The sequence below is a fragment of the Sphingomonas agri genome, from assembly GCF_038148795.1.
Classification (GTDB): domain Bacteria; phylum Pseudomonadota; class Alphaproteobacteria; order Sphingomonadales; family Sphingomonadaceae; genus Sphingomicrobium; species Sphingomicrobium agri.
In genome coordinates this window covers 598091-611608 of record NZ_JBAPEU010000001.1, presented here as the reverse complement: position 1 = coordinate 611608, position 13518 = coordinate 598091, and the positions used below count along the sequence as shown (strand labels likewise).

12 protein-coding genes are annotated in these 13518 nt (G+C 62.3%); 3 read left to right on the top strand and 9 right to left on the bottom strand.

What is annotated here, in order from left to right:
* Positions 1–35: 35 nt before the first annotated feature.
* Positions 36–2372 (bottom strand): putative bifunctional diguanylate cyclase/phosphodiesterase, encoded by a 2337-nt coding sequence (locus V8192_RS03105; RefSeq protein WP_341631586.1) that lies wholly within the window; start codon positions 2370–2372, stop codon positions 36–38.
* A 293-nt stretch (positions 2373–2665) separates the two neighbouring features.
* Here V8192_RS03105 and V8192_RS03100 point away from each other — a divergent pair, with 293 nt between their 5' ends.
* On the top strand, positions 2666–3739 hold the full coding sequence (locus V8192_RS03100; protein WP_341632294.1) for a sensor histidine kinase: 1074 nt from the start codon (positions 2666–2668) through the stop codon (positions 3737–3739).
* Entirely contained in the window at positions 3739–4542 is an 804-nt protein-coding gene (locus V8192_RS03095; RefSeq protein ID WP_341631585.1) for a LytR/AlgR family response regulator transcription factor, read from the top strand. The genes V8192_RS03100 and V8192_RS03095 overlap by 1 nt, the downstream gene beginning before the upstream one ends.
* 25 nt (positions 4543–4567) lie before the next feature.
* Here V8192_RS03095 and V8192_RS03090 read toward each other — a convergent pair whose 3' ends face one another.
* Together V8192_RS03090 and V8192_RS03085 are read right to left on the bottom strand one after the other, a co-directional pair.
* On the bottom strand, positions 4568–5611 hold the full coding sequence (locus V8192_RS03090; protein WP_341631584.1) for a sensor histidine kinase: 1044 nt from the start codon (positions 5609–5611) through the stop codon (positions 4568–4570).
* A gap of 78 nt (positions 5612–5689) precedes the next feature.
* Positions 5690–7063 carry a putative porin gene (locus V8192_RS03085; RefSeq protein WP_341631583.1) on the bottom strand — a complete coding sequence of 458 codons (1374 nt, stop codon included), beginning with the start codon at positions 7061–7063 and terminating at the stop codon, positions 5690–5692.
* A 307-nt stretch (positions 7064–7370) separates the two neighbouring features.
* Between V8192_RS03085 and pstS (V8192_RS03080) the strand changes: the two genes are divergently transcribed.
* The gene (gene pstS / locus V8192_RS03080; RefSeq protein WP_341631582.1) at positions 7371–8381 is read left to right on the top strand and encodes a phosphate ABC transporter substrate-binding protein PstS; all 1011 of its coding nucleotides are present in this window, start codon (positions 7371–7373) and stop codon (positions 8379–8381) included.
* 51 nt (positions 8382–8432) lie between these two features.
* On the opposite strand, the gene phoB is transcribed toward pstS (V8192_RS03080), so the two are convergent.
* The 6 genes from phoB to pstS (V8192_RS03050) are packed head-to-tail and all read right to left on the bottom strand — an operon-like array spanning position 8433 to position 13492.
* The gene (phoB, locus tag V8192_RS03075) at positions 8433–9125 is read right to left on the bottom strand and encodes a phosphate regulon transcriptional regulator PhoB (protein ID WP_341631581.1); all 693 of its coding nucleotides are present in this window, start codon (positions 9123–9125) and stop codon (positions 8433–8435) included.
* Positions 9126–9128: 3 nt separating this feature from the next.
* Positions 9129–9818, bottom strand: coding sequence for a phosphate signaling complex protein PhoU (gene phoU, locus V8192_RS03070; RefSeq protein ID WP_341631580.1), 690 nt, complete (start codon positions 9816–9818; stop codon positions 9129–9131).
* A gap of 14 nt (positions 9819–9832) precedes the next feature.
* Entirely contained in the window at positions 9833–10645 is an 813-nt protein-coding gene (pstB, locus tag V8192_RS03065; protein ID WP_341631579.1) for a phosphate ABC transporter ATP-binding protein PstB, read from the bottom strand.
* Positions 10642–11481, bottom strand: a complete 840-nt coding sequence (pstA, locus tag V8192_RS03060; protein ID WP_341631578.1) for a phosphate ABC transporter permease PstA — start codon at positions 11479–11481, stop codon at positions 10642–10644. The genes pstB and pstA overlap by 4 nt, the downstream gene beginning before the upstream one ends.
* On the bottom strand, positions 11481–12461 hold the full coding sequence (pstC, locus tag V8192_RS03055) for a phosphate ABC transporter permease subunit PstC (RefSeq protein ID WP_341631577.1): 981 nt from the start codon (positions 12459–12461) through the stop codon (positions 11481–11483). The genes pstA and pstC overlap by 1 nt, the downstream gene beginning before the upstream one ends.
* The gene (gene pstS / locus V8192_RS03050) at positions 12458–13492 is read right to left on the bottom strand and encodes a phosphate ABC transporter substrate-binding protein PstS (RefSeq protein WP_341631576.1); all 1035 of its coding nucleotides are present in this window, start codon (positions 13490–13492) and stop codon (positions 12458–12460) included. The genes pstC and pstS (V8192_RS03050) overlap by 4 nt, the downstream gene beginning before the upstream one ends.
* Positions 13493–13518: the final 26 nt, after the last annotated feature.

Sequence of the window (13518 nt, the reverse complement as noted above, 5' to 3'; positions counted from 1 at the left end):
TCGAAACGGCAGCAGGCGCCGTCAGGCCTCCAAGGTCAGCCCGCCATCCGCTTTGCACCGAGGCCAACCACCATCTGGTTCGCCCGCTCGTAGGCAAGCGGCTTCCCGAACAGGTAGCCCTGGATCGTGTCGCAGCCGAGATCGCGCATCCGCTCGAAATCCTCGGCGGTCTCTACCCCTTCGGCGGTCACGGACATGCGGAAGCTTTTCGCGAGCTGGACGATCGACTGGATGATCGCGACGTTTTCGGGCCGAGAACCCGCCTCGCGGACGAAACTGCCGTCGATCTTCAGCTTGTGGAACACGGCCTTGTTCAGATAGCCGATCGATGAATAGCCGGTGCCGAAGTCGTCGAGCGCGATCCCGACGCCCAGCGCCCGAAGCCGCTTTAGCACATCGAGCGTCGAGCCGTTGTCGCCCAGGAACACGCCTTCGGTGACTTCGAGCTCAAGGCGATTTCCGGCGAGCTTGTAACGGGCAAGCGCCTCGCTGACGACATTGGGAAGATTTGGCTGAATGATCTGCTTCGGGCTGATGTTGAGGGCGACCGTGATCGGCTCGGGCCAGGTTGCAGTCGCGCGGCAGGCTTCGTCGATGACCCATTCGCCGATCGCCGGCATGAGGCCGGTTTCCTCGGCGACGGGAATGAAGACGTTGGGAGGCACGAGGCCGCGCTGGGGGTGATTCCAGCGAATCAGCGCTTCAAAGCCGATCAGCCGTTGCGACTTTGCATTGATCAGCGGTTGGAAGACGAGGTGGAACTGCTTGGAGGCGATGGCGCTCCTGAGATCGCCCTCGAGGCGCACCCTGTCCTCCTGCTCGGACTGGAGTTCCGACGAGAAGTAGCGCGCGACTCCGCGGCCGGCATCTTTCGCCTGGTAGAGCGCAAGGTCGGCCTTGAGGATGAGATCGTCCACCGTCGCTCCGTCGATCGGACCGAAGGCGCACCCGATCGATACGCCGATTCGGATCTCGGTCTGGTCGATCATGTAGGGTTCTTTGATCGACTGGATGATGCGGTCTGCAAGAGACTCGACCTTCCGGCGGCTCTGGGCGTCGTTGATGACGATCGCAAACTCGTCTCCGCCCATTCGTCCGACCGTTCCCTCGGAAGCAACCTCGTCAACCAGACGCTTGGCGACAGCGCGAAGGACGGCGTCCCCCTTGGGATGGCCGAACGTGTCGTTGACCGGCTTGAAGCCGTCGAGATCGAGGAACATGATCGCGCAGGGCACATTGCCGCTCGTCGCACCGCGAAGCGCTTCGCCCAGGAGCTGGCGCACGCGGCCGCGATTGGGCAGGCCCGACAGGACGTCTACATTGGCAAGGTGGGTGAGGCGCTCCTGCGTCTGACGGATCTCGGTGATGTCCGAGCCGACGCCGCGGAATCCCTCGAAGCGGCCCGCCGTATCAATAATGGGATCGCCTGCCATTGAGATCCAGCGCGTTCCGCGCGGAGTACCGAGCTCCATCTCGAGGGCATTGAACGGCTGCTTCTCGAGGAGCACCCGGCCAAGTTCGGCATGTCCGCCAAGGAGCGCAGGGAACGAGTGGCCGATGAGCTGGCTCGCCGGCCGTCCAAGCATCGTGCTCATGCGGGCGCTGATGTACGTGACGCGATTATCGCCATCGACCTGCCACAGCCAGCCGACGCCCCGCTGCTCATATTCCTGGAGAAGCAGGCTTGCACTCTCGCTCTGGCTGCCGACGTCCGCATTGGTCTTGAGCTGATGGAACGCCCAGCGCGCGACTGTCATCACGCCGGTAATCGATACTCCGAGCGTGAACAGGATCGAGAGCATGTGCTGAAAGGGCACGCTGTGCCGTGCAAGGAGAAGGGATCCGCCGACCCCGCCGGTGAACGCGATCATCCAGGCCATTGCGCATTGCGGCACGACGACGAGCCCGAGGCCGGCAATTCCAAGACCGGCCATGACGGAGGCGGCGATCACCTGCGTGCCGGGGTCAAGATGAGGAAAGAAATAGAGCGGCACGCAAAGGAAGGTGAACGCCCTGATCGCGACATCGCCGACGAGCTGCCAATAAGGCACGCGGTGGCCCGAGCGGCCGACGCACGTGATGGATTGGGTGCGGGCGATCTGCATTGCGGCAAAGTTGAAGAGAGCGATCGCGCCGGCCCAGGGAAGGAGCCATTGGGCCGGGATCACATCCCAGAGGTTGGCGACCATCATGAGGGCTGCGACAACGTTGGCGGCGGCAAAGAAGGGCGCGAGCTGCGCGCGCGAAATCAGCTGCACGTCGCGCAGCGGCGAGCTTTCCGATTCCGCTTCACGGGCTGCAATACCCGCCGACTCCCCTCCGGGAAGCCGTGCCGAAATCAACCGCTTATACCGATCAGGAGCTTCGTACATCCGCCCGCCGTTTGACTACTGGCCTGCGGATTAGACAAAGAGAGTTGAAGTGGGGTTAAGACCTTTGCCTTTTTCGCCTGCCTTGAAGCACCGGTTCATAACCTTCGTTAAGAATCGTTCGCCCAGGGCAGAAATCTGCCTGAAGTCTCCCGCTCGCAAAGGGCGAGCGGCGCCTCTATATCCCTGAATCGATGGCAACCGACAGCGCGACCCTCGACCGGCGAGCGGCCACGCCGCGGCGTGCAAGCGACACGCCCAAGATCCAGTCACCGGCGGAACCGATCGCCCGGGGAATGGGGCTCGACCGGCCCTTCTTCGAGGACAAGAACCGCGCCTTCTGGATCCTCCAGTCGATCGGCTGGAGCGGGTATTTCTTCCTCCGGTCGCTGTCCGGCTTTGCAAATTCGATGGGCTGGATGTTCCTGGTCCACACCCTGCTGCTGACGGCGACCGGTTATTCCCTGACGCTGCTCATGGCCTCGCTGTTCCGCCGGCTCATCAAGATGAAGCCGCTCTTGACGCTGGTCATGTCGCTGATCGCCGTGCTGCTCGCCTCGGCCGCATTCTCGGTCATCGAGACCTGGAGCGTCGCGACCTTCGTCAAGGCCCAGTTCAACCCCGTGGGGGTGGTCGAGTATTTCGGCGCGATCCTGCTCAATTTCTCGCTGCTCGCGGCATGGACGGCCCTTTACTACGGTATCAACTATTTCCTGCTGCTCGAAGACCAGATCCGGCAGCGTGAAATGCTCGAAGGGCAGGCCTCCACTGCGCAGCTTGCGATGCTGCGCTATCAGCTCAATCCGCACTTCCTGTTCAACACCCTGAATTCGATCTCGACGCTGGTACTTTTGAAACAGACGGAGCGCGCCAATGCGATGCTCGCGCGGCTGTCCTCCTTTCTTCGCTACACGCTCGCCAACGAGCCGACCGCCAAGGTGACCCTTGCGCAGGAGGTCGAAACGCTGAAACTCTACCTCGAAATCGAGAAGATGCGTTTCGAGGACCGTCTGAGGCCGCATTTCCGCATTGAATCGGAGACGATCGGGGCCCGCCTTCCATCGCTGCTGCTCCAGCCGCTGATCGAGAATGCAATCAAATATGCGGTCACTCCTGCCGAAAACGGCGCGGACATCTGGATCACTGCGACGAGGGAGGGTCAGGCGGTAAGGATCGAGGTTGCCGACAACGGCAATGGCGAAGGCGCCGGAATTGCCGCCAGTCCCTCGACCGGCGTCGGTCTGGCGAACATTCGAGACCGGCTGTCGCAGGCCTATGGCGGCGGACATCGTTTCGAGACCAGACAGAACGAGCGGGGGGGCTTTAGCGTTATCCTAGAAATTCCTTACGAAACCGGAGACAAGGCCTGATGACCATCCGGACCATTTTGGTCGATGACGAACCCCTCGCGACACAGGGCTTGCAGCTACGGCTGCAGGCCTTCGATGACGTCGAAATCGTCGCGACAGCCGCCAACGGGCGCGAGGCGATCCGCCAGATCAAGACTCACAAGCCCGACCTCGTCTTCCTGGACATCCAGATGCCGGGTTTCGACGGATTTTCGGTGATCCAGGGCCTGATGGACGTCGAACCGCCGTTGTTCGTGTTCGTCACGGCCTACGGCGAACATGCGCTTCGTGCCTTCGATGCCCAGGCTGTCGACTATCTGATGAAGCCGGTCGACGAGGATCGGCTGGCGGCAACCATGGACCGGGTGCGCCAGCGGCTCCTCGAGAAGCGCAGCGCCGAAGAAAGCGAGCGCCTCAAGGAAGCGCTTGCCGAACATGCCCCTGAAGCTGCCGAGGAACTCGCAGACGCCTCGCCCGAGGCCCCCGCTGCCAATCGCTACGAGAAGATGATCAACATCAAGGACCAGGGGCAGATCTTCCGCGTCGACGTCGATACGATCGAGCGGATCGATGCCGCCGGCGATTACATGTGCATCCAGACGGGCGACAATACGCTGATCCTGCGCGAGACGATGAAGGACCTCGAGAAGCGCCTCGACCCGCGGCGGTTCCAGCGCGTCCACCGCTCGACCATCGTCAATCTCGACCTCGTGCGCCAGGTGAAGCCGCACACCAACGGCGAGTGCTTCCTCGTTCTAGATTCAGGAGCGCAGGTGAAGGTGTCGCGCTCCTACCGCGACGTCGTTGCAAGGTTCGTTCACTAGGAACGAGGATCCTCCCCAATTCAAGTCAGACCGCCGCCGGGAGGCGGACGATGACGTTCGTCCCGAGCCCTGGCGTGCTCTTGATCTCCAGCGAGCCCCGGTGGCGTTCGACGATGTGCTTGACGATCGCAAGCCCAAGGCCAGTCCCGCCCGACTCCCGGCTGCGCCCGGCGTCGACACGGTAGAAGCGCTCGGTAAGGCGCGGCAGATGCTCGCGTGCAACGCCCGGCCCATGATCGGTAACGCTAAGGACGACCCAGGGGCCGCTGCCTTTGGCGGCGATGTCGATTGTCGAACCTGGCCGGTCGCATCCGTAGCGAAGCGCATTGCTGATGAGATTGTCGAGGAGCTGCACGAGCTGCGCCCTGTCGCCGCGGACGGGCGGAAGATCGGCGGCAAGAGCAAGCTTGAGTTCGCAGGCACGGCTCGAGCCCGCGTGACCGGCATTGCGCATCGCTGTTTCGATAATGTCCGCGACTGCTACCCGGCCCCCTGGAGCGACGAAACGGTCCGCCTCGATCCTCGATAGGCTCATCAGATCCTCGATGATCCGAAGCATGCGCCTTGCCTCATCGCGGATGGTACGGCCGAAATTGGCCCGCAGCTCGTCCGACAGGTCGCCTTCGTCGGCGAGTGTCTCGGCATAGCCGAGCACGGTCGACAAGGGTGTCCTTAGCTCATGGCTCGCATTGGCCACGAAATCGACGCGCATCTTTTCGGCCGAGACGGCCCCCGAGCGGTCAATCATGCGCACGAGCGTGCGATTTTGACCGAGCTCGCGAATGACGAGCCGCCAGGAGCGACCAGGCTCGGCTATTCCGGTCACATCGAGCTCGGTGGATGCATGGCCAAGGATCCGCTCCAGAGCCTGCGGATGCCGGATGGCGAGGCGAATGTCGCGGCCCTCGATAGAGCTTCCCAGAAGCTTCTGCGCCGCCCGGTTGGCAAGCCACACGATGCTGCGATCGACGATCAGCGCAGGCTCGTCGATGGCAGCGATCAGTGCTCGTTCACTTGCACTGGAAGCCGTCATGTCCGGCTCTGTAGCGGATTGATTGCGGTCAGCCACCTCGTGGAACCCGGAGGGCCCCCTCGCAAGACGCGAGGGGGCAGCCTTTCGAACTCGGGGAGAGAAGTCGAAAGGCGATCAGAAGGCAACTTGTCCGAATAGTCCGAACTCGTCGTAGGTGCCGCGATCTGCACCGCCGATCGTGCCATTCGAGGTTGCAAGGAAGCCGTGATTGGCTCGCTCGCGCTTGTACACGAGCGCCAGGTCGAGCGGCGCAATCGGCTTATAGTCGAGGCCGACATTGAAGTAATGATCCTTCAGCGACGGGGCCTGGTCCCGGCTTGGCTTCACCCAATCGTAGCGACCGAAGGCGGAAATCTTCGGCGTGAAGGCGAAGGAGCCGAATGCGGACCAGCCGTTGGACTTGTCGCTCGCAAGGCTTGCAACATTGTTCCAGTTCTTCGCCGCGAAATATTCGACGCCGGCACGGATGCGCTTGTCGGTGTAGGCAGCAAGTGCGTTGAAGCGAGTGGCCGTATGCGGCGTCGACGAGCTCGGAAGATTTGCTGCACTCTTGCCCAGCTTGCCCGTGTAGCCACCGACCGCCAGCGTGACGGACTTGACCGGGTTGACGCTGACGCGGCCCTCAAGGTCGATCGTATCGGAACTGCGGGACAGCGTCTTGTATCCGGCGCCATTGATCGCCGAGACCTGGTAGCTGACGAGATTGTTGGCAAAGCTCCCGAGAAGGTGGACGCCCCAATCGGACGACGTTCCAAACTTGGTACGATCGATCAGCGTGTTCTCGACGAAGCGATAGCCGTAAATGCCTTCATCGAAGGGGACCCAGGGCAGGTCGGCAGCGCCAATGCGAACGATGAAAGCGGGGTCGAGCTTGGCCTGAACGAAGGCCTTCTTCACATAGACCAGCACGTCCTTGCTGGTGCCATTCGCATTGTAGCGGAAATCGGTGGTGATGTTCGCCGAGAAGATATCGCTGAATTTGTGATCGACGCCCAGGTAAAAGCGCTTCAGTTCGGTTTGCGTGCCGTTCTGCGCGCTGTCGGTCTTCACGCCCAGAAGGTCGGTCGACGTCTGATGGATGTTGCTGACGTTGAGGAAGGCCTTGCCGCTGATGGTCGTATTGGCAAACCAGCCGCCCTTGAGCGCCTTCTCGAGTGGGGGCACCTGCTTCTCGACCGCTGCGGCCTGAACCTGCGCCGCCTGGGACTGGCCAAGGGCCGCGGTGGCCTGAGTCTGCGCGGCAGTTGCAGCGGCCTGTGCGGTCTGGGCCTGCTGGGCGGTCGCCTGCTGCGCAGCTTCCTGCGCGTCGAGGCGCTGGGTCAGAGCGTCGATCTTCGCTTCAAGAGCCTTGATCTCGGCATCGCGCAGATCGATGGCGTGCCGGTGCACGGAGCGATGCGCTCGCGGCTTTGCTTCGACCGGCGTAAGACCGGCGATGGCGATAGCAACAACCGCGGCTCCGGCGGCGAGCCGATGATAGACCTTCATGAAATGCAGCCCCTCTTTTTCGTCGCCCCCCCGTGGAGCGCTCTTCTAAAGGCGAGTCCTCGAACTCGATTCCGCCGCTAATCGCTCAAAGCGGATGGTGCTGTGACGGGGGTTGGTCACTTTTGTTACAGCTGTTTCGAGCGTCCAATTCCGCGCCCAAGGGTCGACGCGGCCGGCCGGTCCCCGACCCCCGTGCGAGCCGCAACCAAACCGCAACAATCAAGTCACATCAGCGTCGCCGAGCCAGCGTAGCGCCGAAGCGGTGGCGATGAACGTCGCCGGTTGTCACACTCGGGGGAATCTCCAGATGAACATGCTTGCTCGTTCGATTACATTCTTAGCCTCGGCGGCGGCGATCGCCGTTCCTGCCAATGCCGCAATCACCGGCGCAGGCTCGACCTTCGTCTACCCAGTGCTCTCGAAATGGGCATCCGACTTCAAGAAGGCCGGGGGCGAGGAGATCAACTACCAGTCGATCGGTTCGGGCGGCGGCATCGCGCAGATCAAGGCGGGCACGGTCGATTTCGGTGCAACCGACAAGCCGCTGGCGAGCGAGGAATTGGCTGCCGCTGGTCTTGCTCAATTTCCCGTCGTCATCGGCGGCGTCGTGCCGGTCATCAATATCCCGGGAGCGCGTCCCGGCCAGGTTAAGCTCAGCGGTCCGCTGCTCGCCGCAATTTACGCCGGCGAGATCAAAATGTGGAACGATCCGCGCATCGCGAAGCTCAACCCGGGACTGCACTTCCCGGCCAAGGCAATCACGCCGGTTCACCGGTCAGACGGCTCCGGGACCACGTTCAACTTCACGCATTACCTCAGCCAGGTCAGCCCCGGCTGGAAGTCGAAGTTCGGGGAAGGGACTACCGTTCCCTGGAACGGTGGGATCGGCGGAAAGGGAAATGAGGGTGTTGCCGGCTACGTAAAACAGATCCCCTATTCCCTCGGTTACGTCGAATATGCCTACGTGACGCAGAACAAGATGGTTTACACTCAGATGCAGAACTCGGCGGGTAAGATGGTGGCGCCGAATGCGAAGACCTTCGCTGCTGCAGCCGCGACGGCCGACTGGTCGCACGCGAGGGATTTCAACCTCGTAATGACGAATGCACCGGGGCCGAACGCCTATCCGATCACTGCTTCGACCTTCGTCCTCATGTACAAAAACCCGAAGAATGCAGCCTCGAGCGCGTCGACCCGGAAGTTCTTCGGGTGGGCACTGACAAAAGGGCAGCCGCAGGCCGCTGCACTGGACTATGTCCCGCTGCCCGCGCCGCTTGTGAAGCGAATCCAGGCCTATGTTGCTTCCAACATAAAATAGGCTTGCCTCGCGTCACGATGCGACGGCCCGCCCTGGCGGGCCGTCTGCATTTCAGGCTTCGGCGTCGAGCGAATAGCCTGCAGATCTGACGGTGCGGATGAGGTCCGGACGATCTCCGGCATTGAGCGCCTGCCGCAGCCTGCGGACGTGAACATCGACGGTGCGGCTGTCGATATCCGGATCATGTGACCAGACGGTCTCGAGCAGGCGCTCGCGCGAGAAGACGCGGCCCGGATGTTCGAGAAAATGCCTCAGCAGGCGAAACTCCGTTGGGCCCAGCGGTACATGATCGCCCCCGCGCCGGACGCGATGAGAGGCAACGTCCATTTCGACGTCCGCGTAACCAAGCTGCTCCCCAGCGAGCGCAGGACGCACCCGGCGAAGCACTGCACCGACGCGGGCAACGAGTTCGCGCGGACTGAAGGGCTTGGTCACATAATCGTCCGCGCCCGTTTCGAACCCCCGGATCCGGTCGCTTTCCTCGCCCCTCGCAGTAAGCATCATGATCGGCACGTTGGCGGTGGTTGCGCGGCGGCGGAGGCGTCGACAGACCTCTATTCCGCTGATTCCTTCGATCATCCAGTCCAAGAGAATGACATCGGGCCGGATTTCGTCGACCAGGATCAGCGCCTCTTCGCCGTCGCCGGTGCGGGTCACGTCATAGCCCGCGCGTTCGAAATGGAACGTGACGAGATCCGCCAGAGCGCGGTCGTCTTCAACCAGCAGAAGATGCGCGTTCGACATCGCCTACCTCGGGGACTTTCCAGGCCGGTCGGCCATGTGTTCGCCGGTCGCTGCATAATAGACCATTTCAGCGATATTCGTTGCATGGTCGCCGACCCGCTCGAGGTTCTTGGCGACGAACAGCAGATGGGCCGACTGGCCGATTGTCTGCGGGTTTTCCATCATGTGGGTGAGCAGCGTCCGGAAAATGGAATCGTAGAAATCGTCGACAGCCGAATCGCGCTCGCATACCGCGACCGCGGCTTGAGGATCACGCTCGACAAAGGCGTCGAGCACGTTGTGGACCATTTCAGTCGAGATCCGTGCCATCTCCGGAAGGAGCGAAAGGGGCTCGATCTTTCCCACATTCTCAAGCAGCGGAACGCGCTTGGCGATATTCTTGGCGTAGTCCCCGATCCTCTCGACGACGCCGGAGATTTTCAGCGCGGCGACGACGTCCCGAAGATCGCCGGCCATGGGCGCCCGGAGCGCTATCAGCTGGACCGCCCGACGCTCCGTCTCAATCTCGAGCTGGTCGAGCTTCTTGTCCTCCTCGACGATGCGTGCCGCTGCCTCGACGTCACGCTGCATGAGGCAGCGCATCGCCTCGCCGATCGCATGTTCGGCAAGACCGCCCATCTGGCTGATGAGCGCACGCAGGCGTTCGATGTCCTCATCGAAGGCCTTCAACGTATGTCCGCTAACCTGCTGCATCCCTTGTGCTCCGATCAGCCGTAGCGGCCAGTAATATAGTCACGGGTGCGCTGTTCGCGCGGGTTGGTGAAGATCTCGCTGGTGTTGCCGAACTCGACCAGCTCACCGAGGTGAAAGAAGGCGGTGCGCTGCGAGACGCGCGCCGCCTGCTGCATGTTGTGGGTAACGATGACGATCGTGAAACGCTCGCGCAGCTCGTGGATCAGCTCTTCGATCTTCGCCGTCGAAATCGGGTCGAGCGCCGACGTTGCTTCATCGAGAAGGAGGATTTCAGGCCTGACTGCTATCGCCCGCGCGATGCACAGGCGCTGCTGCTGGCCGCCCGACAGCGAAAGGGCGCTGTGGTTGAGCTTGTCCTTGACCTCGTCCCACAGAGCGGCCTGTTTCAGCGCATCCTCGATGCGGTCGGTGATTTCCGACTTGGACATTCGCTCGTAATAATTCAGTCCGAAGCCGACGTTGCTGCGAATGGACGAGGCAAAGGGCGTCGGCTTCTGAAAGACCATCCCGACCAGCCGGCGCAGGTCCGACAAAGGGTAGCGCCGGTCCAGCACGTTGGCCCCGTCGATAAGGATGGCACCTTCGGCGCGCTGGTCCGGGTAGAGCTCGTAGATGCGGTTGATTGTTCGAAGAAGCGTTGATTTGCCGCATCCGGACGGGCCGATGATCGCCGTCACGGCGTTGGCTGGAATGCCGAAGCTTACATGCTTCAGCGCATGGGCCTTGCCGTAATAGAAGTTGAGATCGCGGACATCGATCTTCGTCGGCGTATCGACGGCGCCCTGTCGGGGCGCATCGATCATCAGCGCTGAAACGTGATCGTTCATTTCCCTGTGCCTTTGCGTCCGAGAGTGCGGACGAGGAGATTGAGAACCAGCACGAACGCGGTCAGGACGAATGCGCCCGCCCAGGCAAGCACGTGCCACTCGTCATAGGGGCTCATCGCATACTGGAAGATGACGACCGGGACGTTCGCAAGGGGTCCATTGAGGCTCGCGCTCCAGAACTGGTTGTTAAGAGCCGTGAACAGCAACGGCGCGGTCTCGCCGGCAATTCGCGCCGCACCGAGGAGAATCCCGGTAAGGATCGCGCTTCGCGCCGCCTTGTAGAGAATCTGGCTGGTCACACGCCAGCGCGGCATCCCCAGCGCGAATCCCGCCTCTCGCATCTGGTCGGGGACCAGCCGGAGCGATTCTTCGGTCGTGCGCACGACGATCGGCAGCAGGATCATGGCAAGGGCGATCGCGCCTGCAAGGCCGGAGAAATGGCCCATTGTGACGACCACCAGTTCATAGACGAACAGACCCATGACGATGGACGGGGCGCTCAGCAGGATGTCGTTGACGAAGCTGATCACCGCGGCAAGCCGAGTGTATCGACCGTGCTCCGCCAGGTAAGTTCCGGCCGCGACGCCGATCGGCGTTCCGATCGCCAGGGCAAGCGCGATCATTACAGCACTGCCGTAAAAGGCGTTGATCAAGCCGCCGCTCGCGCCTGGCGGCGGGGTCATTTGCGTGAAGAGCGCCGGCGTGAGCGCGGCGGCGCCGCGCGAGAGCGTGGTCCAGAGAATCCAGAACAGCCAGAAGAGACCGAATGCCGTCGCGAGGCTCGCAAACACGAAGGCGAGCATGTCGGCGGCGCGGCGGCGTACCGGAATGGCCATCAGTGCGTCCTTCCAAGCTGCTTGTTGATCCGCATCAGCAGCAGCTTGGCGATCGTCAGCACGATGAAGGTGACTACGAACAGGAGGAATCCGAGCGCGATGAGCGATGACCGGTAAAGGTCGGTGTCGGCCTCGGTGAACTCGTTGGCGATGGCGGCGGCGATCGAATTGCTCGGCATCAGCAGTGATGCGGAGAGTTCGTGCGCGTTGCCCAGAACGAACGTTACGGCCATCGTCTCGCCCAGAGCGCGGCCGAGCCCCAGGAAAATCGCGCCGATGATCGCCGAGCGCGTGTAGGGCAAGGTAACCCGGCTGAGAATTTCCCAGCGCGTGGAGCCCAGCGCCACTGCGGATTCCTTAAGTGGCGCCGGAACGGCGCTGAACACTTCGCGAGCGACGGACGCGATGAAGGGAATGACCATGATCCCGAGCACGATCCCGGCCGTCATCACACCGATGCCGATTGGAGGGCCCGAGAAGAGCGGGCCGATGATCGCCCAATTGCCGAGATGCTCGGTCAGCCAGGGCTGCACGTGCTGCGCCATGAACGGCGCAAACACGAACAGACCCCACATCCCGTAAATGATGCTCGGGATGGCGGCGAGCAACTCGATGGCGACTGCAATCGGGCCCCGCGTCCAGCGCGGGGCGATGTCGGTCAGGAACAGCGCGATACCGATGCTGACGGGCACGGCGATGATGAGCGCAATCGCCGAGGTAACGAGGGTCCCGTAAATCGGAACTAGGGCACCGAATTTGGCGGCCGGAACGTCCCAGTCGCTCGCAGTCAGAAAGCCAAAGCCGAACGTGCCGAACGCGAGGCGCGACCCCCAGGCCATGGAGGCGGCGACGCCCGCCAGGAGCAGCAGCACGAGGCAGGCGGCGGCCGCGGTCAGGCCATGAAAGATCCGATCTGCGGCATGACCGCTCCGGCCGGCATTCTTCGCGCCGCTGTCACGAAAGGCGGCCGTTGCGTTCACTTGATATTGGCGCCGATGTACGAGTCGACTTGCTGTACGAGTGCTGCCGGAAGGGGCACGTAATCGAGCTTCTGTGCCTGGGCCTGGCCCTTGCTCATCGCAAAGCGGAAGAACTTTATGGCGGCATCCGACCGCGCCTTGTTGGCGGGCTGTCGCGGCATGAGGATGAACGTCGTCGCGGTCAGCGGATAGGCGTTCGCGCCGGGCGCATTGGTCATCACCAGGTTGAAGTCCGTGGCGCCCGACCAATTGGCGCTTTCGGCCGCATTGGAGAAAGTCTGTGCGCTCGGAACGACGAAATTGCCCGCAGAATTCTGTAGTGCCGCATAGGCCATGTGGTTCTGGACGACGTAGGCATATTCGACATAGCCGATCGAATTGGGGATCTGCTTCACGTAGCCGGCAACGCCTTCATTGCCCTTGCCGCCGACGCCGGTCGGGAAATTTACGGTCTTCCCCTCGCCGGGACCGCTCTTCCAGGCCGGGCTGACCTGGCTCAAATAATGGGTGAAGTTGAACGTCGTCCCCGAGCCGTCCGAACGATGAACGACGGCAATGCTGGTTGCTGGAAGGGCGAGGCCCGGGTTGATCGAGGTGATCGCCTGATCGTTCCAGCTTTTGACCTTCCCGGCAAAGATGTCCGCCAGCAGCGGGCCCGTGAGCCGCAGCTTGCCGGGCTGGACGCCGGTGACGTTCACGACAGGAACGATCCCGCCGATGACGATTGGAAACTGCGCTAATCTCGATTGGCCAAGCTCGTCAGATGAGAGGGGCTGGTCGGTCGCGCCGAAGTCGACGGTTCCCGCTTTCACCTGCGCTATCCCGGCTCCCGATCCAATCGACTGGTAGTTGATGCTGTCGCCTCCCTGGTTCTTGAAGTCTGCAGCCCAGGCGGACAGGACCGGATATACGAAGGTCGAGCCGGCGCCGGTGACGCTCGTGCCCGAAGCCGCGCCCGACTTGTTAGCGCTGTTCGAGCTGCATGCCGCAAGCAGGGCAAGGGCGGGGACCGCGAAAAACAGCTTGTTCATGGGAACGAAAACCTCAATTTCGGCAG